This is a genomic window from Acinetobacter sp. 802_lipA, from assembly GCF_058242885.1.
On sequence record NZ_JBZAYP010000001.1, the window covers coordinates 3,549,169 to 3,575,281 of the forward strand.

A 26,113-nucleotide genomic window follows, 5' to 3' on the forward strand; every position below is an offset into this window, starting at 1 on the left:
AGTGAAAACGTATCCATTTTCTCGTTTACAAAAAGCATTATTGGCGGTTGGTTCATTTTCATGTCTAGGGCTGAACTCGGTATGGGTACATGCGGCAGAAGAGAGTGATGTGGAACAACTCGCAACCATTACAACCACTGCTCAGACTGAGCAATTGGCTTATTATCAGCCCAAAGTTAATTTGTCTGGGTTTGGTCAGCAAAACCTTGCAGCCATTCCGGCATCTATTCACACCGTTACTGCTGAACTGATCGCAGATCAACATGCGAAAACACTGGGTGATGTGGTAAAGAACGATGCGTCTGTTGGGGATGGCTATGCACCTATTGGTTACTATGCAAACTTTGTGATGCGTGGATTTAACTTAAATGCGGGATCAAGTTATTTACTGAACGGTAATTTGCTACGCGGTGAGCAAAATGTAGCGCTTGAAAATAAAGAGCAAGTTGAAATCCTAAAAGGCATGAGTGCGATTCAAAGTGGGATGTCAACGCCAGGCGGAGTAGTGAACTATGTGAGCAAACGCCCCAAAGATGTCCAATCTTTAACCCTTGAAGCAGACAGTCATGGCGGCAGCCGTGTGGCGACTGACCTTGGTGGATGGTTTGGAGGCAATCAACAGTTTGGTTATCGCGTGAATGCAGCTTATGAAGACATTCACCCCTATGTTGAACATGCCGATGGAAAACGTTGGTTTGGTTCCTTGGCTTTAGACTGGAAAATTTCAGATCGTTCAAAACTTGAATTTGATCTTGAATCACAGCGTCAAAAACAGCGTTCGGTACCCGGTTATCAGCTACTTGGTGGTGAAACTGTACCGACAGGAGTGGAATGGGATCGTTTGCTGGGTTATCAAAGCTGGAGCAAACCAATCACCAATGAAAGTCTAAATACGAGTCTGAAATATAGCTATCAAATCAATGATAACTGGAGCAGCAATCTGTCTGCTTCACAAAGTCGTGTGGTCGTAGATGATTACTCAGCCTTTGCCTACACCTTTGACACTGATGGTAACTATGACATTTATGATTTCCGCAGCCCAGATGACAGTCATCTAACCAATCAATTTAAAACGGGCTTAAACGGAGCATTCAACACTGGAGCATGGCAACATAACCTGAGTTTAGAGTTGTCACATGCCTACAAACGCCATACCCAGTATGATGCAATCAATATAAAAGTGGGTTCCGGAAATATTTATAATGATCCTATTACCTATACGCCTACGGATAAACCCTTAGGTAATCATTACAAATCTCTGGATAGTCAACAAACAGCCCTCAACCTGTTGGATCAAATCGAATTTAATGATGCATGGTCAGTTTTGCTGGGCGGTAGGCTATTACATTTAAATGAAAGTGCCTATGCTGCGGATGGCAACAGTATTCGTGACACCGACTTCAATCGCTTCTTGCCACAGCTCGCGTTGATGTATCAGCCTTGGCAGAACACTCATCTGTATGCTTCTTATGCCAAAGGAATCAGCGCCGGCAGTCAAGCGCCTGCATATACAGATAATGCTTATGTTACCTTAGCACCAAGACGCTCAACTCAATATGAGTTAGGTCTTAAACAGCAATGGCAAGAGCTACTGTTTACTGCCGCTTTGTTTGACTTAACACAAGACCATCAATATACCAACTTAGACAATTATTATGTCACCGATGGTGAACAGCATAATCTAGGTTTGGAATTGGGCTTGCAAGGTCGCGTTGCTGAAAATCTAGATATGACATCGACTTTGGCTCTGACTCGTTCACGTTTGGAAGATATACAGGTAGATGCTTATAAAGGGCATCAAACTCAAAACGTACCGACGGTTCGTTTTGCCAGTCATGTGTCTTATCAAATGCCTCAAGTAGAAGGTTTACGTTTACTCGCAGGTATGCAATACAGCAGCAGTAAATATGCCAACAAAACGGGGACGGTTAAAGTTTCAGGCTATACCGTATTCGATGCGGGTGCAGCTTATAACTTCCGTGCTTATGGTTATGACAATATGCTTCGCCTGAATGTGGACAACCTGTTCAATAAAAAATACTGGCGAGATGCAGGAAGCTTTTTCGGGGATGACTATTTATTTCTGGGTACACCACGTACAGCACAATTTTCATGGACTGTGAACTTCTAGACAGAAATCGCTAGGTTTTAGGTTTTCTAAATTCTCCAATTTTGGGTCGTAGGAAAACCTATTGCTGGTAAGACTCATGTGTTAGTTGTGGGCTTATTCATTGAATGAATGATGAAGGTTGAATAAGTCTACAGAAATAGGTTTGTATAAAAAATTCTTACTGCACTATGATCAAAGCGAATTCTTAAGCTTGTGAATCAATATTCAAAAGCGAACTTTGAAGGTTTGATCTGAATCTATTTTTACATCTTGAATTATCGTGATATAGGAACATTTTATGTTTGATAAGAATAAACGCGCAATCGTGGTTGGTGCTTCAAGAGGGATTGGTCTAGGTCTAGTTAGAGAGTTGCTCAATCAGCACTGGCAGGTTATCGCGACCATCCGAGACATAGACCAAGTCTCTACAGGCTTAAATCAACTGCTTTCTGAGTATCCAGACAGACTTGAATTAACCGAATTAGATTTAAATCATGTACAAACAGTTGACCATTTACTCAGTAAATATCATGAAAAATCCATCGACCTACTGTTGGTTTCTGCGGGCATTCTTGGGCCAGAACATCAACGCGTTGAGCAGTGCACGTCCAATGAGATTGCCAATCTGTTTTTGGTAAATAGTATTGCACCCGTGACGATTGCGAGAAAACTTCTTCCTTTGATGAAAGAAAAGAGTGTCATTGCATTTATGAGTTCTCGCATGGGAAGCGTTGCTTTAAACGATGATGGAAGTATGGAGCTGTATCGCGCAAGCAAGGCTGCTCTCAATAGTATCACACGTGGCTTTGCGATAAATGAGGCAATTCCTGCCCAAATAGGCGTGCTGAACTTACATCCAGGCTGGGTGCAAACTGAAATGGGCGGAAGCCATGCACCCATCAACGTAAAAGAAAGCACAACGGGCATTGTACGTGTGGTTGAAGATTTTATTGGTAAAAATGAACAACAGTTTGTCGACTTTCAAGGTCATGAAATAACGTGGTAATAAATAGCCACCGCCTAAATAATACGGTGCAGTTTTTCATTGTTGGAGGGACTGCATATTGCTTTCATCCTAAATAAAATAACAACTTGCTAAAAAGTGCGATAACCATTTAAAAATAGTCGTACCGTATTTTGAATATTTTCTTGCAACTGTTCTGTATTGGGTAAATAGGACTCATCTCAAAACTACAAGAGATGCACCATGATTGATCGTATTTAAGAACTGTGATCGACATAAAACACAATTTCTACATCTATACAATCCTATCTTTTTCCAGTAATTTTACTATGGTATGAATAATGCTAAGAATAAAATGACTCAAAAAGGATGACCTATGAAAAAAACGATTTCAGCTTTGACACTCAGTTTAAGCCTATTACTCCCATGTGTAGCATTTGCCAAAAATAATGTCGTTGTTGTCGCTACTGGTGGAACGATTGCAGGTGCTGGTGCAAGCTCTACCAATAGTGCAACCTATACTGCGGCAAAAGTTCCTGTAGATGCATTATTAAATGCAGTTCCCCAGATTCAAAACCTTGCCAATGTAACTGGTGTGCAGGCAATGCAAGTTGCATCAGAAAGTATTACGGATAAAGAATTATTATCCCTTGCACGTCAAGTCAATGACTTACTTAAAAAGCCTGATGTGAATGGTGTTGTGATTACACATGGAACAGACACCCTAGAAGAAACAGCTTTCTTTTTAAATTTAGTGATTCATTCAGACAAGCCAATTGTATTGGTTGGGTCAATGCGTCCAAGTACCGCACTTTCTGCAGATGGCCCGTTGAATCTTTATAGTGCGGTTGCGCTTGCTGCTGATGATAGTGCAAAAGGTAAAGGAACTTTTGTGCTCATGAATGATGACATTTTTGCAGCACGAGATGTTTCAAAAACAATTAATATCCATACTAATGCATTTATGAGCCAATGGGGTGCGCTTGGAACCTTAGTTGAAGGAAAACCATATTGGTTTAGAAATACAGCGAAACGTCATAATAAGAGCTCAGAATTTAATATTGAAAACATTAAAGGTGATAGCTTACCGCTGGTACAAATTGTTTATGGTTCAGGCAATATGTTGCCAGATGCATACACGGCTTATGCTAAAGCAGGGGCAAAGGCTATTATTCATGCAGGTACAGGGAATGGCTCGGTAGCCAATTATATTGTCCCAACTTTAACTGACTTACAAAAACAAGGTGTGCAAATTATTCGTTCATCTCGCGTACCTCAAGGTTTTGTTCTTAGAAATGCAGAACAACCAGATGACAAATATGGTTGGGTCGTCGCACATGATCTTAACCCGCAAAAAGCTAAATTACTGGCTGCACTTGCTTTAACAAAAACAAAAGATGCCAAGGAAATCCAACGCATTTTTTGGGATTACTAAACCCAATAACGGTGAAATCGCATAGTAACGCTTTTCAGCTAAGCACCTTAAAATTTAAGGTGCTTTTTTAGCGTCTATAAATAGATTAAATTCATCGACTCTGTATCGAATAAATGTTTAACAAATCAACAGTAATCTATATTCGCCATCCTTTTCAACGGGTGCTCTATGTACACAAGGCAAGACTTTTTGCATAGGATGATCTACCGCCAAACGACAAAGATGGCCTAAGCCTAAATTCACAGGTTTTGCATTCAGTTTAGGCTGATAATGCAGATCAAAAAAATATTCTTCTAGAAAGGTTTCAAATTCAGCTTCAGGGCCATCATGTAATTTTTTAAGTTTTTCTCTGATCTCGGGAATTAGAATCTTTTGCTCCACCTGATCATTGGGTACGATATCACTTGCAGCGCCGTGATAAGTGCAGAGGAAAGTATCTGTTTCAATCGGTGAGCGATCAACATGAAACGAATATACATCTGTGGAAATAAAGTCTAGCTCGTCATCTCGCTCATAACATTTTAGTAAATTAAGAGCAGGAGATGCACCGAAATCAGTTAAGAGCTGTATATCTTTTAAAATGATTTCCCTTGCTAAATTTCCTTTTTCTGAAAGTTGTAATGCTAAAAGATCTTCAATCGAAACTTCTGTAATCTTTTCTTTTAATTCAAGTTTAACTACAATTTCTTTAAAATCCCCAACCAAATTTCTATGCCAGCAAAGTGCATTCATTTCTCCTTGAAATTTGGAATTTACAAGTTCAGAAAAAGAAGAAACTACTTCAATTTGATTGTTGTCAGAAAATGTATTCGTCATGAGAAAATTAGATAATAAACAGTGATTAATCATAACATCTAGCTTTAGGTGTATTGCATTTAAAAGTAGCTCGGTAATTGCTTACAGATATGGAGGAGCTCTATATTTGTAGTATGGAAAGAAGTTTTAGCTATTGATTGAGCAAATATTTGCGCATTTAATTTAAATTATTATGTGAATGCGCAAATATATTCTCATTTTTTTAGTTTTATGGTATTTTTGAGAAAATATTTGTTCATTAATATTTATGGAAAAATTAACGATTCAAGCTCTTCTCGATACAGAATGGCTAGATATAGCAGAACTTAAAATATTAGAACCACATAAAGGTTCTGCAAGTGCGTGTGAGTTAGCCTACGAATTAGAATATGCCATTTCTTATCTAGATAAGAGAGATGAACATGCATGTAGCTTAGCACTTCCTATTCAAATTCTTATTCAACATGAATCGAAAGTCTGGTTTAGTTTTTTAGATGATATTGTTCCATCTGGTGCTGCTCGACGTTATTTGGTTCAATATCTAGGTTTGCAAAAACTCTCATCAGCAGAACAAGATTTTACTTTATTGGCAAAAGGTACAATTGCTCCTGTAGGGAATCTAAGAGTTAAGGAATCAGTTCCACCAATCAATTCAGAATCAACATTGCACTTACGCAAGTTCACTACTGGTGATGTTACAGAACGAAATGTTGATTTTCTCGAATACGCACAACAAATGGGTGCAATTAGTGGTGGTGCAACTGGAGCAGGAGGTGAGGCTCCAAAACTACTGATTCGCGTCTCAAAGGATCAGCAAGTTTGGATTGATACCTATCAAAATTCTTTTGATGAACCGGATCAGCACTATCTAGTTAAATTCCCTCGAAATAAGCGTAGTGCAATAGATTGCGACATATTGAGAGCAGAATATCATTTTTATCATGTCCTGAATGAACTTGGATTTACAACAATTGAAACTTCTCAGATGAAACTGATTGAAGGTCAGAAATACCCTTCGTTATGGTTGCCGAGATTTGACACAGAGTGGGGTAATCAACAATGGCATCGACTTGGGCTTGAGTCAGTTTATTCCATATTGAATAAAACATCAGGGAGCCATTTGAATCATTTTAAAGTCATAGACGCGCTTTGTTCCTTATTAAAATCAGTGGACAAAAACTTTGATTCTTCGCAGTTCGTTTGTGAGTGGTTACAAAGGGATCTACTGAATATCATTTTTGGTAACTCAGATAATCATGGTCGTAATACGTCATTCCTAAAAAAATCAGGACGAATATTTCTTGCTCCAATTTATGATTTTGCCCCGATGAAAGCAGATCCAGAAGTTGTGACAAGATCAACAACATGGGGAAGCCCGTATGAAGAAGGAGGGGAATACCGCTGGGAAGGTATTACACAAAATCTTGCACACTGGTGTGAACCACATATCTCTTTAAATACATTGAAAACATTGGCGAGCAAACTTATTGGTCTCAAGCAGCAATTAATCAATAAAGGTGTTCCCCAAACGATTATAGAGATGCCTGGTCTAGGATATGACTTTATTGAAGCCAAATTGAGTCGATGGGAGCTATTATGAAAAAGGAAAATCAGCCACTTGACCGTCAACAATTGCTTATTGGTTTATATACCCAATATTTATTCGGTAAAATTACCTTGGGGCAACTTCTGAGCCACTTGCGCAAAAATGTATTGGGGCTATCTCAAGAAAAATATGCAGCAATGGTTGGAATCAGTCGGCGTACTTTAACCGACATTGAACAGGACAAAGGTCAACTGACTCAGGTCGTATTAGATAAGGTGTTTAAACCACTTGGCTTAAAAGCCGGCCTCGTACCGACACATGAACATATCGTTCACAAGGTTATTCAGCCATTTAGTGATTGAAAACTTAATATTGAAGCTATTTTGACCATCTAGGCAGGACACTATGGAAAAAATGGTCAGGCTATAGGCTTTGTTGCATAAATATTTTGCAAGGTACTGATTTTTAAGGGGTTTACCAAATTTTAATAGAAAATAAATATAATAAAATCATAGTTTTAGGTATTTGTGCAACAAAGCCGAGTTGAAGCAACAGATCAAATCTAAATCAGATTTGAAAAATAATTACGGTGGGCGCTATCTTGTGGTAAGAGTTCTAATAAGCGTTGTATTGCATCAATTCGATCATGTGTTTGCCCAATAATTCGTAATAATTGATCGATATCCTTTATTTGATAGATCAACTGGCTTAAACGGGCATCAAAACAATGTCTCCATGTGCTGAGTAATGGGCTTTCTGATTTAGATAAAAAGCTACCTTTATATAGCGAGAATGTACTGGATATAAGATTTGCATTTAATGATTGTTCAGCACGTAAAAAATCACATTGAACTTCACAGCTAAGCCTATAAATGCGAGCCTCAATTGAATGGGGTAATAAGCTACGAAGTTGTGAAAGCTCAGCCTTTAGGGTTTTTAGGCTGACACTACGCTCACCATAAAGGGCATAGTGTAACTCTTCTAAACAAATGCCATGGGGATACAAAGCTAAAATGCATAGTATTTCAATTTGACGGTGACTCAAGTTTAATGTATGCCCATTAAATTGAACCCAAGGCGAGCCTAGTGCCTTAATGTATAAAAAATTTTGCTGTTCAAGTTTTATGGCGCGTTGTATTAAATCTGCACAGCGTTCAACTGCAAGCAGCCCTAAAGGCGTATGTTTTTTATATTTTGTGGAAAGGTTAATAATGCCATGAAATTGACCTGATGCTGGATCCCAGATCGGCGCGGCATAACAAACCCAATCTCGAACACTGTCCATTTGGTTTTCATGAGAATAGACACAACTTGATATTTGGCTGTTTAAAGTCATACCTATCGCATTGGTCCCAACAGCCTGTGTAGACCAATGCCCACCCTCAATAAAATGAACCTGTTCGGCAGAAGAAAGCATTGCAGAACTACTCCATGTCCATAAGAGAGTACCTTGATGATCTGTGAGACCAATCGCCATATCTGAATCATCAGCTATTTTGAGTAAGTCGGCATAATTATGTTGGATAGAGCGGCGAAATAAAGACGTTTTATCTTCTGGAGGTAAGGCTAAAACAGGAGCCGCATGTACAGTATGTTGATTAATTAAATGGGTTGTTTGCAGATTTTTTGCAGATGCGGTATTGAACAGGTTCATATCATATTCCTTTATGATCAGACTGTAATATTTTTAAATTTTAGAAATGAGTTTCCAAATTTATAGTCATTTACGTCATTTCTTCTTGCTTCAATTTTAAATGCTTTTATCTTTGCTTGGTTAAATCATATCTTATGGCTTTACCAGTCCTTGAGTTACTTTAAAAGTGTTCTTATGAGCTGAAAATGGCTATTTCCATCTGAAATGTTAATAAACGTAAATAGGATGAAAATTCATTCGCTCATGTAAGGGCTAGGCACAGCTTCACCATGATACTGACGGTCTGCAAAATAACTTGATCGTACTAATGGCGCACTCCAAATATTTTTAAACGCTAAGCGCTCTCCATGTGTTTGATAATGCTTAAACTCTTGCAACGTAACAAAACGATGAATTGGCGCATGAGATTTAGATGGCTGTAAGTATTGACCGATTGTGACATAGTCCACTTGATAATCTTTCAAATCATTTAATAACACAATAACCTCAGCCTCGACTTCTCCTAAACCTACCATCAAACCACATTTCGTTGGAATTTCAGAACAGTAGTGTTTAAATTTTTTGAGTAAATCCAATGAGTGCTTATAGTCAGCGCCTGGTCGCATGGCTTTATACAGACGTGGAACGGTTTCAATATTATGATTAAAAACATCGGGTGGGTTTTGACTCAGAATCTTCAGGGCAATATCTGCACGACCACGAAAATCAGGAACTAAAATTTCTATCAGAGTTTCTGGACTGGTTTGACGAATTTCTCGAATGCAATCTGCAAAATGCTGTGCGCCACCATCTTTTAAGTCGTCTCGATCAACAGAAGTAATCACGACATACTTTAAGTTTAGATTCTTGACTGTTTCAGCCAGATGCTTTGGCTCATTAGGATCTAGGATATTAGGACGACCATGTGCGACATCACAGAATGGACAGCGGCGAGTACAAATATCTCCCATGATCATAAACGTTGCAGTCCCTCCGCTAAAGCATTGTGGCAAATTGGGGCAGGCCGCTTCTTCACAAACCGTATGTAGTTTCTGTTGTCGTAATAAATCCTTAATGATTTGAACTTCCTCAGGTTGACTAATTTTAGTCCGAATCCATTCTGGCTTTTTCGGTGTTGTTTCCGTTGGAACAACTTTAATTGGAATACGCGCCATTTTTTCAGCGCCACGTAACTTCTTTCCTGTTAATACTGTGTTATTTAAATCCATTTCAAACACTCCGTCGTTTAAAATAATTAATATAGACCCTGATATTAAATAAGCTGCTTTAGATGCAGTAATAATATTAAAACAGGGCAAAAAACTTATCATATAAAACAAAGGTTGGTTAAAGGTTTGTTTTTGTATGTGATTGAACTATTGTAAAATTTTACAAAAATTTTTAATTTCATAACCTTCTGTTTTTAATATTTATCTCATCTTTTTTTGCATTATATTTTTTTAGTCTAATATGAAATTAAGTAAAAATATTCTTATATAAATATAGGATTTAAAAATCCAATTATTCAATTTTGGATTTTCTTTTAAGCGTAATGAATAAGGAACAAATATATGCAATTAACGGAAGAGCAATTGCTAGCAGCATACAAAAGAATGCGCGACATTCGTGAATTTGAGGATCGACTTCACGATGAAAACAATACAGGTGATATCCCTGGTTTCATCCATCTCTATAGCGGTGAGGAAGCTGTTGCAGTAGGGATTTGCGAAAATTTAACAGATAAGGACTTCATTACATCAACACACCGTGGGCATGGACATTGTATTGCTAAGGGCTGTGACATTCACGCCATGATGCTAGAAATTTTTGGTAAAGATGATGGTTTGTGTCGTGGTAAAGGCGGCTCAATGCACATTGCGGATTTAGATAAAGGCATGCTCGGTGCAAACGGTATTGTAGGTGGTGGTCCACCTTTAGCAATTGGGGCTGCTTTAAGTGCCAAAACACTCAAGAATGGTGGTATTGGTCTATCATTTACCGGTGATGGCGGGTCAAATCAGGGCTTAACTTTTGAAGCAATGAATATGGCTGTGGTGTTAAAGCTTCCTGTCATTTTTGTTTTTGAAAATAACGGTTTTGGTGAAGGTACTGCACATGATTATGCCGTAGGCAGTAAAGATATTGCAGGCCGAGCAGCAGGTTTTGGCTTACCCGCTGAAAAAGTAGATGGAACAGACTTTTTTGCTGTGTATGAAGTTGCACAAAAAGCCATTGAACGTGCCCGCCGTGGTGAAGGTCCGAGTGTGATTGAAACGGTAACCAACCGATTTTATGGACATTTTGAAGGTGATCCAGGGCTTATCCGTTCTAAAGAAGAACTGGATTATGTCAAAGAACATAAAGATCCATTGAAAATATTCCGCGAAAAAGTCAAAGACAAAATTGACGAAGCCAAGCTCGATGCGATTGATGCCCAGTCTAAAGCCAATGTAGACGATGCCGTTGCAAAGGCACGTGCAGCTAAGTACCCAGAAGTTTCTCAGTTACTTACCGATGTATACGTCTCTTACTAAAGGAATAGTAGAAAAATGCCAAATAAAAGTTATCGAAACGCGATTAAAGAAGCAATTGAATTAGAAATGCGCCGAGACCCAAGTGTTATTGTGGTCGGTGAAGATGTTCGTGGTGGACATGGTGGTAAAAATACCGATGATAATAAGCTGGAAGGTTTTGGCGGTGTACTTGGTGTAACCAAAGGCTTATGGACTGAATTTGGTTCTGAACGAGTCATTGATACTCCAATTACAGAATCAGCGATTATTGGTATGGCGGCAGGTGCTGCTGCAACGGGTTTAAGACCTGTGGCAGATTTAATGTTTATGGATTTTTACGGCGTGTGTTATGACATGCTGTATAACCAAGCAGCTAAATTTCGCTACATGTTTGGCGGCAAAGCCAAAGCGCCACTCGTTGTACGTGGCATGATTGGTGCAGGTTTTTCTGCAGCAGCGCAGCATTCTCAGTCGCCATATAACGTGTTTGCCTCAGTGCCTGGTTTAAAAGTGGTGGTGCCTTCAAGTGCCTATGATGTAAAAGGGTTGTTGATTCAAGCCATTCGAGATGATGACCCAGTAGTCTTTTGTGAACACAAGTTGTTGTACGACATTAAGGGCGAAGTGCCAGATGAGTCCTACACTATTCCTTTTGGTGTCGCAAATTACACCCGTGAAGGCACAGATATCACCATTATTGCCTTAAGTTTGATGGTGCATCGTGCCAATGAAGTCGCTGATAAGCTCGCAAAAGAAGGCATTTCGGTTGAAGTGGTTGACCCTAGAACCATTTCACCATTAGACGAAGATGGCATTTTAGAGTCAGTAGCTTCAACAGGTCGTGTGGTGATTGTAGATGAATCAGCAGCACGTTGTGGTTTCGGACATGATGTGGCTGCGCTTATTGCCCAGAAAGGCTTTCATTATCTTAAAGCACCAATCGAATTAGTCACTCCACCACACTCACCCGTACCATTTTCACCAGTACTAGAAAAAGAATGGCTACCTAGTGTAGAACGCATCGAACAGGCTGTACGCAAGACGTTGGAGGCTTAGGATGAGCGAAATTAAAACTTTAGAAATCCCAAAATGGGGTTTGTCCATGGAAGAGGGTACGATTGCCCAATGGCTGATTCAGGAAGGTACCCAATTTAGTAAAGGACAGGAAATTTGTGAAATTGAAACCACAAAAATCGTCAATGTATTGGAGGCACCTTTTGATGGCCTGCTACGAAAAATTATTGCTAACGATGGTGACACACTGGTCGTAGGTGGAATCATTGCAATTTGTGCAGACGCTCAAGTTTCCGATGCAGAAGTTGAAGCATTTGCACAGTCTTTAGGTGGAACACCTGCTGTAACTGAAAATAAAGCGGTAGCAGCGGTTCCTGAAAAAGTCGATGTGGCTCAAGTTGAAACCAAAGTACAAGCTGCTCCTAAACAGAACAGTGTTGGTAATGGATCAAAAGCGGTGACTCAGGGCGGATATTCTATTCCTGATGAGTTACAAGGCTACCAACAAAGCGATGATATTTTTGCAACGCCACATGCCTTGAAATTGGCTGAAAAGCATAATGTAAACTTGGCTCAGATTACGGGTTCTGGACGTGAAGGCCGTATCAGTGTTCAAGATATTCAGGCCGCAGTTCAAGCTGCTGGTGGTTCTTGGCCAGATGTACGTCATCAAGCTAGTACGAAAGCCGCGAAATCTAAAGCAGATGATAGTGATGTTCTAGCAACACCTGTTGCTCGCCGTTTGGCAAAACAATGGGGCATTAATTTGCATGATTGTCGTGCATCGGGTTCACGTGGACGAGTCTGTAAGGAAGATGTTGAAGCTGTATATCAACGTGAAAACCCTGTACAAGCTCAACATGCTGATCATGCGCATCCAGCAGAGTCCGCAAAATTCACTACTGTAGCTATGAATGGTATGCGTAAAGCAATTGCTTCGCGCTTACAGGCTGCGAAACGCAATGCACCACATTTTCGCTTAACGATAGACTTAAATGTTGAGTCGGTTCAGGCTTTGCGTCAGCAAATTAACAGTACCGTACCGCAAGTCAAGCTGTCCATTAACGATATGCTGATTAAAGCTGCTGCTGCCGCACTGATCAAAGTTCCACAGGTTAACGTTCAGTTTGATGAAGAAAATCAGCAGATTTTACAGTTTGAACAGGCTGATATTTCGGTTGCTGTGGCCATCGAAAATGGACTGATCACGCCAATTATTAAAGCAGCGAACCGTAAATCTTTGGCGCAAATTTCCAATGATATGCGTGATCTGGCGACACGTGCCAAAACTGGAAAATTAGCACCTGATGAGTTTCAAGGCGGTAGTTTCAGTATTTCCAATTTGGGAATGCTGGGTATTCAACAGTTTGATGCCATTATTAACCCACCTCAAGGTGCAATTCTGGCCTTAGGTGCAGCAGAGAAACGTGCTGTCATCGAAAATGATGAGATTGTTGTTCGTGAAATGGTGACGGCAACATTGTCTTGTGATCATCGTGTCATTGATGGTGCGTTGGGTGCTCAATTCTTATCGGCATTTAAGCAGTTTGTCGAAAATCCTGCATTAATTTTGGTGTAGGAGGAATAGCCATGTCAGATACACAATTTGATCTTGTGGTTATTGGTGCTGGTCCTGGAGGATATGTCGCTGCGATTCGCGCAGCGCAACTGGGATTAAAAACGGCAATCGTTGAAAAACAGCACTTAGGCGGAGTGTGTCTTAATTGGGGATGCATTCCAACCAAGGCATTATTGAGCGGGGCTGCGCTTGCGCAGCAGTTCAAACACGCAGAGCAGTTTGGCTTTACGCTTAACGCGGTTGATTTTGACATTCAAAAACTGGTCCATCATAGCAGACAGGTTTCTGAACAACTGGTGCAAGGTATCGGTCAACTATTGAAAAAAAATCAAATCACTGTTTTTAATGCAACAGCTCAATTTGTTGCCAAAGAGCGATTAGAGCTTACAGACGCGAACGGTCAAAAACAGCAGATTTCTGCACCACATATTATTGTCGCAACAGGTGCACGTGCAGCCAATTTGCCTCATATTCCAGTAGATGGTGATCAGGTCTGGAGTTATAAAGAGGCTTTAGTTCCAGAACAATTACCAAAATCTTTACTGGTTATTGGTTCGGGTGCTATAGGCAGTGAGTTTGCAAGCCTATACCAAGACTTAGGCTGCCAAGTCACCTTGGTTGATATTGCCAAGCAGATTCTCCCTAACGAAGACATTGAAGTTGCGAAGTATGTACAAAAGCAATTTGAACAGCAGGGTATGCGGGTTTTAACCGAAGCGACCGTAAAAAAAATAGAAACTGATCAGGCTCAAGTACATTGTCATATTGAAACTGCCACAGGTGTGCAAATCATTAGCGTTGAAAAGGTGCTTTCAGCTATTGGCGTGAAACCAAATGCTGAAAATCTTGGCTTAGAAGCTTTGGGTATTGAATTTGAGAATGGTTTTATTAAAGTCGACTCATGGTGTAAAACCAATGTTGTGGGCGTTTATGCAATTGGCGATGTCGCAGGCGCACCGTGTTTGGCACACAAAGCCAGTCATGAAGCCATTCTTTGTGTGGAGAAAATTGCAGGTCTAAGTCATGTACATGCTTTAGATCGGACACAAATTCCGGGCTGTATTTTTACCCATCCGCAAGTTGCCAGTATTGGTTTGACAGAACAGAAAGCGAAAGCTGCGGGCTTGAATATCAATGTGGGTAAGTTCCCTTTACAAGCCAATGGTAAAGCATTGGCTTTGGGCGATAGCGCAGGATTTGTTAAAACCATTTTTAGTCAGGAAACGGGTGAATTGTTGGGTGCTCACATGGTCGGACATGAAGTCACCGAACACATACAAGGTTTTGCTATCGCAAAATACCTAGAAGCGACGGATGAAAGCTTATCACAGGTCATTTTCCCTCATCCTACTTTGTCTGAGGCGATGCATGAGTCGGTACTGTCGGCGATGCAACGTGCAATTCATATTTAAGGAGTCGCAACATGCCTAGAGGTTTAAACAATAAAGTTGCATTAATTACGGGTGCGGCACAAGGCATTGGACGCGGTATTGCCTTACGTTTAGCGCAAGAAGGGGTTCATATTGCCTTGGTCGATCTTCATCAAGAAAAGTTAAATGCTGTTCAAAAAGAAGTTAAAGCCTTTGGCGTAAAAGCCACCACATTTATTGCAGATATTTCAGATCCAATACAAGTCAGTCATGCAATCAATCATGCCGAATCGACACTTAATGGTTTTGATATCATGATCAATAATGCAGGTATTGCACAAGTTAAAGCTTTGGCAGAAGTAACGCCAAGTGAATTCAACAAAATTATGAACATCAATGTTGGTGGTGTACTTTGGGGGATTCAAGCCGCAGCAAATAAATTTAAACAACGTCAACAGGCTGGAAAAATTATTAATGCGTGCTCAATCGCAGGTCATGAAGGCTTTGCTTTACTCGGTGTTTATTCGGCAACTAAATTTGCAGTTCGTGCATTGACGCAAGCTGCGGCTAAAGAATATGCCAGTGTTGAAATTACTGTAAATAGTTATTGTCCGGGTGTTGTTGGTACAGACATGTGGGTCGAAATAGATCAGCGGTTCTCTGAAATTACAGGTGCACCAATTGGTCAAACGTATAAAAAATATGTAGATAGTATTGCTTTAGGACGTGCTGAAACACCAGATGACGTGGCTGCATTAGTTGCATTTTTAGCCAGTGAGGATGCAAACTACATTACAGGTCAGTCTATTTTGACAGATGGTGGAATGGTTTACCGTTAACATCAATATAAGGAATATAAAATGAAAGCAGCTCGTTTTTATGACCGAGGGGATATTCGAATTGAAGATATCCCTGAACCGAAAGTACTTCCAGGCACAGTTGGAATTCAAGTTGCGTGGTGTGGTATTTGCGGTACAGATTTACATGAATTCATGGAAGGTCCTATTTTTATTCCACCTTGTGGTCACCCACACCCAATTTCGGGAGAATCTGCACCTGTAATAATGGGACATGAATTTTCAGGCGTGGTTTATGCAGTTGGAGAGGGTGTAGATGATATCCAAATTGGGCAACATGTCGTAGTTGAACCCTACATTATTGCTGACGATGTGCCGACTGGCCCCAATGATAAGTATCATTTATCAAAAAATATGAACTTTATTGGTTTAGGCGGACGCGGTGGTGGTCTTTCTGAAAAAATTGCAGTTCAGCGGCGTTGGGTACATCCTATTTCAAATGATATTCCTTTAGACCAAGCAGCATTGATAGAACCTTTATCTGTCGGTCATCATGCCTATGTCAGAAGTGGCGCAAAAGCTGGCGATATCGCACTGGTTGGTGGAGCAGGCCCAATAGGCTTACTTTTATCTGCTATTTTAAAGGCTAAAGGTCTCACGGTCATCATTACTGAACTGAGTGCAAAACGTAAAGAAAAAGCGATAGAAGCGGGTGTTGCCGATTATGTACTAGACCCATCTAAGGTTGATGTAGTTGCTGAGGTAATGAAAATTACAGAAGACCGCGGTGTAGATGTCGCTTTTGAATGTAGTAGTGTCAATAAAGTCATGGATACACTCGTTGCAGCAATGAAACCAACTGGTGTAGTCGTTATCGTTTCTATTTGGAGCCATCCTGCCACAATTAATGTGCATAGTGTGGTGATGAAAGAGCTAGATATTCGTGGCACGATTGCTTATGTAAATGATCATCAGGAAACTATCCGTTTAGTAGAGCAAGGTAAGATTAATCTAGAACCTTTTATTACCCAACGTATTGCATTAGATGATCTGGTTTCTAAAGGCTTTGAAACGCTGATTCATAATAATGAGTCTGCAGTAAAAATTATTGTTCATCCGTAGTAAAGTCTAATTTGAACGACAAATTTGAATAAGCTAGAAATAAATTCTATGTAGCTATTTCTAATATCTTTAGCGATAGGGAGTGAGTCTGTACGTACAGATTCATTCTTAAATTTACAGTGTTGAGTGCCTTTATGATTTTGATCATACAGCCTAGTAAAGATAGAAAATAAGTTTTTAAATAAACCATAGCGGTATAGACTAGATTTTTCTAGGAGAGTCTTGGTAGTCCACCACTAATTAAAAGATGTCTACAAAATCAGTGTCTATTCAATAATTTTAGTTTACTATTTGGTATAAAATATAGGCTGAGGTTGGAGTTTTGAAAGCTACGATTTCTGTTTGGCTTTTTGGCGTAAGACATACAAATATAAGCTTTCTACTTTTTCACGTGCCCATGGTGTGGTACGTAAAAACCGTAATGATGACTTAACACTTGGATCTATACAAAAACATCTAATTTCAATTTTACGACTTAAGCCTTCAAAGCCACCATAGTAATCCAATAACTCATCCAAAATGTCAGCAAGTTTTTTTGCCGTGTAGAGGGTCATTGGAGGCGTTCATAATACATCAACCATATTTTGGGAGGCTATCATTATAACCTGAGCTAGTTGAAAAATGGGAGGGTTGAAATTTAAACATAATTAACATTGATGTGTGCTGAAATAGCAGGAGACATTCATAAAAGTGCATTTCTACGCTTCGTTTGCTGAGACTTTAGAAACATTAGCTATTGAAAATCCAAAGGTTTATTTTAGTTTTAAATCACCTGAACAACTTATTTCTTCTTAGATAAGTACCGAAGTTGGTATTCTAAAGATCAGGCATAAATAAGATGCTAGTAAAGATTTATGCGTGTAAACCCACATTTGTACAAAACTGGAAGCTATGACAGATCAAAGGGTGTTTTAACCAAGGCGGACTATGTGTACATGCGCGATCTACTGGAGACTGTGCTAGAACAACTGCAAAATTCAGAATTAGACAACGATAGAGAAATAGATCAGCTTAAACAGTTTTTTATAAAGTTAGATCATCACATCGATAGGCTGCGCGCGTAGATTTCGGCATAACGTATATTATGTTCATTAGGATACTCAGCAACGTGAATATAATTTTTACAGATTCACGTTGCTGAGCTGTGGCATCAACTGAGTTGCGTAGGCCACAGTCTTGGATATGCTATTTAACTTATGTTTACCTTGAATCAACTTCATGAATATAATCTCCTTAAAAATATTATTTTTTAACAACTTAATGATTCTATTTCATTAATATAATTTCAGAAGTTCATGAACTTAATATTTACAGTTCAAGTTAAGTTGCGAATCAATTAAAGCGACAGTAATTGTCGCAATAGGCTACACTTATTATTTATTTATCGAACCAATTTGTGTAAATATTTCATTAAGTTAAATCTTGGGTAGAGATGTCGATGAAATTGCATGAGGCCGAGCGCAAAATTAGCGATTGGAAAATAGAGCAGAAACCTTTTGGGGATATTTTTCTGCATGCTACTGCCCCAGAGCAATTTGATTCAAAAGCCAAGTTGCCTTTTTTCTGCCAACAGTGTGGCGCAGGTGAACATGGAGGATGGACTGTCTCATTAAATAATATGAGATATAGTGATGGATGTGACTGCTGCAAGCGTACATCTGAATTCCAGGAAAGCATGGGAGATTTTATAAAACAACAAGGTCTTTCATTGTTACCAACCTATGTTCATAAGGAAGTATCCAACGACTCTTCTAATGATTCTTCCAAAAAGTCTCAAAATGGCTCTCCTAGATACAGTGTTATCAATTGGTTCTTAATGGATAAGCATGGTTTTAAATCAAAAGTTTTTAAATCCCATGCTCTTGTTCAAGCAGTGAGAGAAAACAACACATATCCCTATAAAAAACAGTTTGAAAGAAATAGGGAAATTGATGATGTCGTAAATGAGTTTGAGAAAACCTTTCCCCATGGAAGTGCTAAATATTATTCAAATGAGAAGCCGGGTATTACAACTCTAGGGCCATTTCTAAAGGTATGGACTGGAAAAAGGTTGATGCGTCCTGAGAAAAACGGCGAAATTATTACACTAAAAGGCGCTTCGGCAGAAATTCACAGGGAAAAACAAGATAAACGCCTAGATCAAGCATGGAGGGAGGAAGCCGCTAAGCATGGTGCAGAAATATTGGCCTATTCATACTATGAAAGGGTGGAGATCAAGTATATTTCTCGTACTGGCTTTACTAGACAGGACACGATTGAAAGAGCAAGGGAAGTAAATTGGGGCCAGACACACTTAAAAAAAGGTGAAAATCTGTGTTTAATTATTTTGAGAGAAATCTTCCCTAACAGTGAATGGAAACATAACAAGAGGTTCGATTTTCTTACATTCCAGGAAAGTCGATTGGAACTTGATGGATACTGTGAGAAATTAAAATTAGCTTTTGAGCATCAGGGTAAGCAGCATAATGAATATACCTCTCATATTCATAAAGCAGAGGATGGCTTTAAACTGCAGCAAGAACGAGATCTATTTAAAAAACAGAGATGTGCTGAAGTGGGTATTAATTTGCTCGTCATAGATCAAACGGATCTAATCGTAGAGCGATATATTGAGCTTATTACGAATGAGCTGAAAAAATATAACTATGCTGTCCTAGACAATTTGGACATTAAATCAATTGAAAAAAAATGGATTGCTTTTGGACAAAATCCGAATGCTGAATTGCATGAAAAAATCAAGAAAAACCTGGGAAACCATGAGCTTTTAACTGATTATCACTTTATCCATATAGGGTCTTTAGTGGAGTATATTTGTTCAAATTGTAAGGCGATTAATACCGTACAAGCGAGAAGTTTTACGGTGGGTGGACCAAGAAAGTACTGCACTAAATGTAACCCAAAAAATAGAAAAAACTTATTCCAAGCAATACTCGATGCTGAGAAAGATAATATTCCTAGTTTCATATTTGAAAGACTAAATGTTGGGAATGATGGCTTTTCAATTGTATGTGATAGAGATCATACACAGAAGGTAAAACTGGATAAATTAGAATGTCATTTTCAAAATGGTCAATATTTTTGTACCGAATGTTACTTGTTAGATCGTAATATGGTACTGAGTAAAGAAAATAAAACCAAAATAAATTCTTTAAAAACTTATTCAGTGGATTTCCTTCGCGAGTTGAAAGAATGTGATTTAAGTGCCGTTGGTTTTACCTATTACACACAGACTGCGGGGAAGCCATTATTGGCTGTAGATGTACAGTGTACAAATAAGCATATAACGAGCTTATCAAAGCGTGATATTAAAAAATATAAAAACAATAAAAATTTTAGAAAGGTTGAAGGGCATTATGTTTATTGTACAAAATGTGCTTATGGAGATACGGATCCTCAATGGAAAAAAGGTCACATTTTCCATAGGCTCGAGTTTTTAAAAAGTTTTCATCCAAATGTCGTTTATGTTGATGGGTTTGATCCATCTGGTAGGAATATGGAAGAATACAATTGTGGTGAAAAATTTGACATAACGGGCAAGAAGCATCCTAATTTCTATATAAGAAGAGCAACCATTGGTTCTCGTGCAAAAGCTGAAGTATTTAATATATCTTGTTATGTATGTGCCTTTAAGAATGGGAAGCCGTTACCGCAAGGGGTGAAAACACTTGATATGATAGAGGGGCGTATGCTGTTCATTAATGAATTAATTGCAAAGAAAATTCATTCATTAACTGTTGCGTATCCATCTATAGTTATAGTTGAGGGCAAATTAGGTGATCGAAACACAATTAGTACTACAAAAACAAAAATTGAATTTAGCTGTGGTATAGATTGGCATAAAAAAAGTATTTGCAGTATAGATAATTATTTTAATATGAACAAAGGTGGCTACTGTAAAGAGTGTTTGAAAGAAGCTAACATTAGGTCTATTAATGAGTTATTATAGCTCAATAAGGCAAAAAAATAGTCTATGAAGTTATGGTTAGGTGTATCGGATTTAACTTATGTTTATATAGAGTTTAGTTTATAATTATTTTTTTTGGAATTAACCAATATAAAACAAATAGTTAACTTACATATTTTGAATATATTGAAAACAACTTCATGAACTTTCTTTAAAAATAATTCCATTTTCAATATAAATAGATAAAATATTTATAAATCATCATTTTACATAAGTATTAAATGTTAAAGATTCATGTAATAGATGCGACTCATGGAGATTGTCTTCTTCTTGATTTCGATCATTCAAAAATTCTGATCGATTGTGGTCCAAAATCATTCAAAGCTTGTAGAGATGTACTAGCTAATATAGAAAAGATTTTAGGTGAAAATAGTGTTATTGATATAGCGATAGTCACTCATAATGATGATGACCACATCGGTGGATTTGAATTTTTGCTCGATACTTCTATCAAAATTAACACTATTGTTTTTAATAGTCTTCAAGATATTCCTGACATTATAAAAAATTCCTCTGTACACGACAAATTTCATAGGACCCTTGTCCTATCAGGCTTTTTCTTTCTTAAAATTGCTAGCACTTTCTTAAATTCTTCTTTTTTTCCAAAACCAATCAAACGTAGAATAGCCATTTGAACATAGTCCAAACCGTAGCGAAATAAACTTACTGAAAGTCGTCCATGCTTCTTTATTTTTATCGCTTTTTTCCGATCATGTTGCCATTCACCTGTTAAATAGCACCAACAGAAACCGATAGCTAGCACTGCTATCAATTTCTTGACTCGTCTAGGGTCTGTTAAACGAGTATTTTCAAGATTGAATCCACGTCCTTTGAGACAACTAAATAACGTTTCGATTTCCCAGCGTAATGCATAATCACGAATAGCAGAAGCATTAAACATAGGAGAAACAACAAGTAAAAGTTCTCCATCTTCTAATCGTAGCGCACTAATATACAGTTTCACTCGACCAACCCAAATACGTCGTTTACGACATTCAGTTTGACCAACTTGAAGATGACGAAATAAATCACTAATTTTATGATTCTTGGCTAAGTGATTGGTCACAATAAAGTTTTTTTAACACGTATACAAAAGTTAATGTCATTTTCAATTAACCATGTAAACCATTTCTCACCGATAAATTCTCTGTCTGCGAACACATTCACAATACGGTCTTTACCAAAAATAGAGATAAAGCGTTGAATCAAAGCAATACGCTCTTTTGTATCTGAATTTCCACGTTTATTGAGCAATGTCCAAACAATAGGTATGGCTATTCCACGATAGACGATGGCTAACATCAAGATATTGATATCTCGTTTTCCCCATTTCCAATTAGTTCTATCCAAAGTTAATTGGACTTTATCGAATGAAAATATATTGAAAATTAACTGAGAAATTTGACGATAATCGAAATACTGATCTGCAAAGAAGCGTTGTATACGTCGATAAAATGATTGTGGTAAGCACTTGATGGGTAAGGCTTTAGATGCAGAAGAAAGATTACATGTCTGTTTTACAATTAATGCAAGCATAATCAGTGTAAAACATTTTGCATGTGACTTGTTCCACTTTAGATATTTGTTTAAGATGAGATGTAACTCATTGAAATGTGTCATCATATTCGTCGTCAGAAAACAAGTATTATGCCATTATTTCAATGAGTTATCTTTTTTTGTCGTGTACAAAGAAAAAATTCACAAAAACAAATTTCATATAACCAAGATAATGCTCTTAAGCAAAGATTGTTGGCAGAACGAGGAATTAAAACTCTATGTTTAACAAGAGATTCTAGTCCATTAATAATTAATGATATTACGTTAACTGCGATAACGCCAACGGCTGAAGCTCTAGAATGCATGCTAAATGATGCCAATGTTCAAAAAGAAAGAGAAGAAAAAAAGAGAAGGCAAAAACAGATCTCAAGTTCGAAGACTGAAGAAATAAAGCCTAAGGAGGCTTTACAAAAAATTCAATCTGGTCAAGATGTATTAGTAAAAGATCCATCTATTACTAATAAATCAAGTATAGGATTAGTCATTCAATACGGATCTTTCTCTGGGCTTTTTTTAGGGGATGCTCATGCTGAAGATGTGATTGAAGGGTTGAATATTTTAGGTTTTAATAATCATCAATTTGATGTGGTAAAAATATCTCATCATGGAAGTGAACGAAATACAAATATTGAATCATTAAGTCTTTTGGGAAAGACTGACTATATATTGTGTGCAAACAATGAAAAGCATTATCACCCTAATAATATGACATTAGCTAGAATACTAAGTTTAGATAATACCCCAACTATTCATTTAAGCTCAAATAATCCTAGTCTATTGGAAAAAATTAATGATTTTAAAAAACTAGGTTTTAGTATTAATGAATCATATCCGACTAATGGCGTGAATACAATTTGCTATGAATACAAATAATCTAATACAAGTTCACACACTGACAGATAACTCCAGTGGATATTTTTTCAAGTCATTTGATGATGAGAAGTCTTTTGTTATTACATCTAAACATAGCATTTGTGACCAAAAAAAAAGCTGTGACTTATACCAGAGAAAAGTGGATGGATGTTGCAGAGCCTGTACTAAAGAATTTGATATAAAAGATATTAAATTATTAAAAAACAATGATAAGGCTACTCTTCAAATAGAAAAAATCTATTATGAGAAAACAAAAGATTTAGTAATCGTAAGTGTAATTGATCATGCTACTGATAAACTAATCATAAATGGAAAAAGTAGTAGTGACAGCTACGTAACTTTTGGTTTTAATAGTTTAGAATCAGGAGTGACTAGCTTAGTCTTTGATACGCCGAGAGTTATTGATACACTTATATATTACAATTTACATTCAAACCCAATCCCAAACTTAATAGAAAAAGAAGATAATTTTGATGGGATTTCAGGCTCTGTAGTTTTTACACATCATGAAAAGTACCCGACAGCAAAAGCACTTATTATTCATAATGAAAATCATAATGATATTGGAGCAGAAAGCCTTGATACTTTAAATTTCAGTGAAATCAATGATTTTTTTGAATGCAAGGTCTTTGATCAAAGATTATATATTCCAGAAGTACAAAAAATTAAAGATATTAGTCAACAAAGTTTGGAATTAGTTTCGAAGATGATTGATGGAGTAGAGTTATCTAGACCTATATTACACAACGAGTTTGAAGATAAACTAAATTCAGGCAGATTTATACAAATTACTGGTTTGTCAGGTACAGGTAAATCAGTTCTATTAAGACAAATCGCTGAGTCAAAAGCTAATAATTCACCATTTTTATTTATTAAATCAGATCAACTTACGGGAAGTAATAATTGGTTAGAATATCTATCTAGAGTTGGACTGCCGAGTTTTTCAATTTCAGAGTGGCTAATCAGTTTAGAAGCTACTGGGGGAATTCCAATAGTCTTTATTGATGGTATAGACAGAGTTCGTGAAAACAGTAAACCAATTATTGAAGATTTAATTCGTTCAATTTTTAATAATGATGATTTAGCCAATTGGAAAATCGTTACCACTTTAAGAGATACAGGGCTTGAACCATTAAAAGTGTGGATCGGTGCTCTTTTAAAGAATATTAATATCCAAACTATTAACGTAGAACTTTTAAATGATGATGAATGTTATGCATTAGCTCAAAAAATTCCAAGTATTCAGCAGTTATTATTCAGTGATAGTAAAGTCAAAGAAATCATTAGACGCCCATTTTTTACGAAAGTTGTAACAAATTTAAAAGCTAATAATTTTGAACCTGAGTCAGAACTAGAATTAATAGATGCTTGGTGGAAACGAGGCGGATTTAATGAAACTGGTCAATCTACTTACAATAGACAGGATTTTTTAAAAAGGCTTTCTGAACTTAAATCTATAAACCTTAGCAATAGTGTCAAACGTAGAGAGATTCAGCCTATCGATACTTTAGATAGCTTGGTGGTAGATGGTATCATCCATGTAAACTCTAAAAGTTCTGCTGTTGATTTTACACATGACATATTTTATGAGTGGTCATTACTTTATCTTCTTTTAGAAGAAGAACAAAACTGGTTAAATAAAATAGAAAGCTTTGGACAACCTCCTTATATAAGTAGGGTTGTAGAATTACTTGCTCAACGAGAGTTTATTGATGATCAGTGGGTAAGTCATTTAGCGAATCCAAAATTTCAACAACTCAGATCACAATGGTTAAGAGCATGGATAATTGGACCAATAGGACATCCGAAATTTATTGAGTTGAGTAGTGGATATACACAAACTTTGCGGGAAAAGGATTTCGATCTTTTTAATAAGCTATTAACATGGTTTCAAGCAGAGAAAACTAAGGCAAATCCGATATTCTTGCAACAGCCTGATCAATTACAATTAGCGATTCAACATCCCTGGCCATCTGATGCATTCTTATGGCGAACACTTTTAGAATATGTTTTTAAATTAATACCGAATACTCCACATCGATTATATCCTCAAATTTTAAAAATTTTTGAGGTTTGGCAATATGTAGGTATTCATGTACCTTCAAATCAAATGTCTAAAATGATTTTAGATGTATCGATCGACTGGCTTTTAGAAATTTCTCAAAAAGAGAGAGCTAATGATTGGGGGCAAATAGTTAACTTAAAAGATTTTAAGTTTAGTCTAATTAATTTAATTTTGGTTTCACTACAATCAAACCCAACTTATACGGAAAGATATTTTAATTTTTTACTGTTGGAAAATGAAGTATCTAGAGAAATTTATACACATATAGTAGGTGCTTCCTCTGTTATTTCACAACATCATCCACAATTACTTGCTGATCTAACGTTAAAATTTTTATTAGATGAACTACCTAAAGAATATATAGAACGTGAGGAAAGGGAACAACAAAGAACCCATCAATATTTTCAGGAGTTATTAGCTAAACCTGAAGAAGAAAGAACCAAAGAAGAACAATTAAAGATTGATCGTCGTGTTTTATCTTTTCATCAGGCACCATATCAACAGATTCGGAGTCGTGATTGGGAAAATTTATCAATTAAATATGAGTCTAGACACTTCTATCCTAGCTCACCTTTAAAGGAACCATTTTTTTCATTATTAACTCATTCCGAAGAAACTGGATTGCAGCTTATACGTGATTTGTCTAATCATGCGATTCAAGCATGGAAACAACTATGTGAAATTTCTGAACAAGTACCTCTACCAACTATTATTGAATTTCCTTGGGGATTACAAGAATTTTGGGGAAATGAAAAGCAATATATCTGGAAAAAACC

19 protein-coding genes and 1 pseudogene are annotated in these 26,113 nt (G+C 37.5%); 15 read left to right on the forward strand and 5 right to left on the reverse strand.

What is annotated here, in order from left to right:
* Nucleotide 1: 1 nt before the first annotated feature.
* The 3 genes from AC4CU3_RS17620 to AC4CU3_RS17630 all read left to right on the forward strand — a co-directional run bounded on the left by AC4CU3_RS17620 (nt 2) and on the right by AC4CU3_RS17630 (nt 4,509).
* Nucleotides 2–2,131 (forward strand): TonB-dependent siderophore receptor, encoded by a 2,130-nt coding sequence (locus tag AC4CU3_RS17620; RefSeq protein WP_279044913.1) that lies wholly within the window; start codon nt 2–4, stop codon nt 2,129–2,131.
* 277 nt (nt 2,132–2,408) lie between these two features.
* Entirely contained in the window at nt 2,409–3,116 is a 708-nt protein-coding gene (locus tag AC4CU3_RS17625; protein ID WP_279044914.1) for an SDR family oxidoreductase, read from the forward strand.
* A 334-nt stretch (nt 3,117–3,450) separates the two neighbouring features.
* Nucleotides 3,451–4,509: an asparaginase gene (locus tag AC4CU3_RS17630; RefSeq protein ID WP_279044915.1), complete on the forward strand. Its 1,059-nt coding sequence runs from the start codon at nt 3,451–3,453 to the stop codon at nt 4,507–4,509.
* A gap of 117 nt (nt 4,510–4,626) precedes the next feature.
* Here the strand turns inward: AC4CU3_RS17630 and AC4CU3_RS17635 are convergent, their stop codons facing one another.
* The gene (locus AC4CU3_RS17635; RefSeq protein WP_058869599.1) at nt 4,627–5,325 is read right to left on the reverse strand and encodes a DUF1826 domain-containing protein; all 699 of its coding nucleotides are present in this window, start codon (nt 5,323–5,325) and stop codon (nt 4,627–4,629) included.
* 247 nt (nt 5,326–5,572) lie between these two features.
* On the opposite strand from AC4CU3_RS17635, the gene AC4CU3_RS17640 reads away from it, so the two are divergent.
* Together AC4CU3_RS17640 and AC4CU3_RS17645 are read left to right on the forward strand one after the other, a co-directional pair.
* Nucleotides 5,573–6,904 carry a type II toxin-antitoxin system HipA family toxin gene (locus AC4CU3_RS17640; protein WP_279044917.1) on the forward strand — a complete coding sequence of 444 codons (1,332 nt, stop codon included), beginning with the start codon at nt 5,573–5,575 and terminating at the stop codon, nt 6,902–6,904.
* Nucleotides 6,889–7,212 carry a helix-turn-helix domain-containing protein gene (locus tag AC4CU3_RS17645; RefSeq protein ID WP_125273838.1) on the forward strand — a complete coding sequence of 108 codons (324 nt, stop codon included), beginning with the start codon at nt 6,889–6,891 and terminating at the stop codon, nt 7,210–7,212. The genes AC4CU3_RS17640 and AC4CU3_RS17645 overlap by 16 nt, the downstream gene beginning before the upstream one ends.
* Before the next feature lie 200 nt (nt 7,213–7,412).
* Here the strand turns inward: AC4CU3_RS17645 and AC4CU3_RS17650 are convergent, their stop codons facing one another.
* On the reverse strand, nt 7,413–8,504 hold the full coding sequence (locus tag AC4CU3_RS17650; RefSeq protein WP_234950164.1) for a sigma-54-dependent transcriptional regulator family protein: 1,092 nt from the start codon (nt 8,502–8,504) through the stop codon (nt 7,413–7,415).
* A 233-nt stretch (nt 8,505–8,737) separates the two neighbouring features.
* Nucleotides 8,738–9,712 carry a lipoyl synthase gene (lipA, locus tag AC4CU3_RS17655; protein WP_004979608.1) on the reverse strand — a complete coding sequence of 325 codons (975 nt, stop codon included), beginning with the start codon at nt 9,710–9,712 and terminating at the stop codon, nt 8,738–8,740.
* A 342-nt stretch (nt 9,713–10,054) separates the two neighbouring features.
* Here lipA and AC4CU3_RS17660 point away from each other — a divergent pair, with 342 nt between their 5' ends.
* From AC4CU3_RS17660 to AC4CU3_RS17685, 6 genes are read left to right on the forward strand one after another with little or no spacing between them, the layout of a single operon-like run.
* Nucleotides 10,055–11,017, forward strand: a complete 963-nt coding sequence (locus AC4CU3_RS17660) for a thiamine pyrophosphate-dependent dehydrogenase E1 component subunit alpha (protein WP_178319289.1) — start codon at nt 10,055–10,057, stop codon at nt 11,015–11,017.
* A 15-nt stretch (nt 11,018–11,032) separates the two neighbouring features.
* Nucleotides 11,033–12,052 (forward strand): alpha-ketoacid dehydrogenase subunit beta, encoded by a 1,020-nt coding sequence (locus AC4CU3_RS17665; RefSeq protein ID WP_048881927.1) that lies wholly within the window; start codon nt 11,033–11,035, stop codon nt 12,050–12,052.
* Nucleotide 12,053: 1 nt separating this feature from the next.
* Entirely contained in the window at nt 12,054–13,589 is a 1,536-nt protein-coding gene (locus AC4CU3_RS17670; protein WP_279044923.1) for a dihydrolipoamide acetyltransferase family protein, read from the forward strand.
* Nucleotides 13,590–13,600: 11 nt separating this feature from the next.
* A complete protein-coding gene (lpdA, locus tag AC4CU3_RS17675) occupies nt 13,601–15,001 on the forward strand; it encodes a dihydrolipoyl dehydrogenase (RefSeq protein ID WP_279044924.1) in 1,401 nt (466 codons plus the stop codon).
* Between the two features lie 11 nt (nt 15,002–15,012).
* On the forward strand, nt 15,013–15,798 hold the full coding sequence (locus tag AC4CU3_RS17680; protein ID WP_279044926.1) for an acetoin reductase: 786 nt from the start codon (nt 15,013–15,015) through the stop codon (nt 15,796–15,798).
* 21 nt (nt 15,799–15,819) lie between these two features.
* Nucleotides 15,820–16,878: a 2,3-butanediol dehydrogenase gene (locus AC4CU3_RS17685; RefSeq protein ID WP_490738446.1), complete on the forward strand. Its 1,059-nt coding sequence runs from the start codon at nt 15,820–15,822 to the stop codon at nt 16,876–16,878.
* 329 nt (nt 16,879–17,207) lie between these two features.
* On the opposite strand, the pseudogene AC4CU3_RS17690 reads toward AC4CU3_RS17685, so the two are convergent.
* Nucleotides 17,208–17,445, reverse strand: a pseudogene (locus tag AC4CU3_RS17690) (VF530 family protein).
* Nucleotides 17,446–18,316: 871 nt separating this feature from the next.
* Between AC4CU3_RS17690 and AC4CU3_RS17695 the strand changes: the two are divergent.
* Nucleotides 18,317–20,824: a hypothetical protein gene (locus AC4CU3_RS17695; RefSeq protein ID WP_490738447.1), complete on the forward strand. Its 2,508-nt coding sequence runs from the start codon at nt 18,317–18,319 to the stop codon at nt 20,822–20,824.
* 239 nt (nt 20,825–21,063) lie between these two features.
* Nucleotides 21,064–21,477 carry an MBL fold metallo-hydrolase gene (locus tag AC4CU3_RS17700; protein WP_490738448.1) on the forward strand — a complete coding sequence of 138 codons (414 nt, stop codon included), beginning with the start codon at nt 21,064–21,066 and terminating at the stop codon, nt 21,475–21,477.
* Here AC4CU3_RS17700 and AC4CU3_RS17705 read toward each other — a convergent pair.
* Nucleotides 21,372–22,462 (reverse strand): IS4-like element ISAba33 family transposase gene (locus AC4CU3_RS17705; protein WP_125625403.1). Its coding sequence is split into 2 segments (ribosomal slippage): nt 21,372–21,922 and nt 21,922–22,462, totalling 1,092 coding nucleotides; the frame shifts between segments, so codons are not numbered across the junction. The genes AC4CU3_RS17700 and AC4CU3_RS17705 overlap by 106 nt on opposite strands.
* Before the next feature lie 129 nt (nt 22,463–22,591).
* Between AC4CU3_RS17705 and AC4CU3_RS17710 the strand changes: the two genes are divergently transcribed.
* Together AC4CU3_RS17710 and AC4CU3_RS17715 are read left to right on the forward strand one after the other, a co-directional pair.
* Nucleotides 22,592–23,272 (forward strand): ComEC/Rec2 family competence protein, encoded by a 681-nt coding sequence (locus tag AC4CU3_RS17710; protein ID WP_490738449.1) that lies wholly within the window; start codon nt 22,592–22,594, stop codon nt 23,270–23,272.
* A partial coding sequence (locus tag AC4CU3_RS17715) for an ATP-binding cassette domain-containing protein (protein ID WP_490738450.1) occupies nt 23,259–26,113 on the forward strand: 2,855 nt, incomplete at its 3' end. The genes AC4CU3_RS17710 and AC4CU3_RS17715, both read left to right, overlap by 14 nt.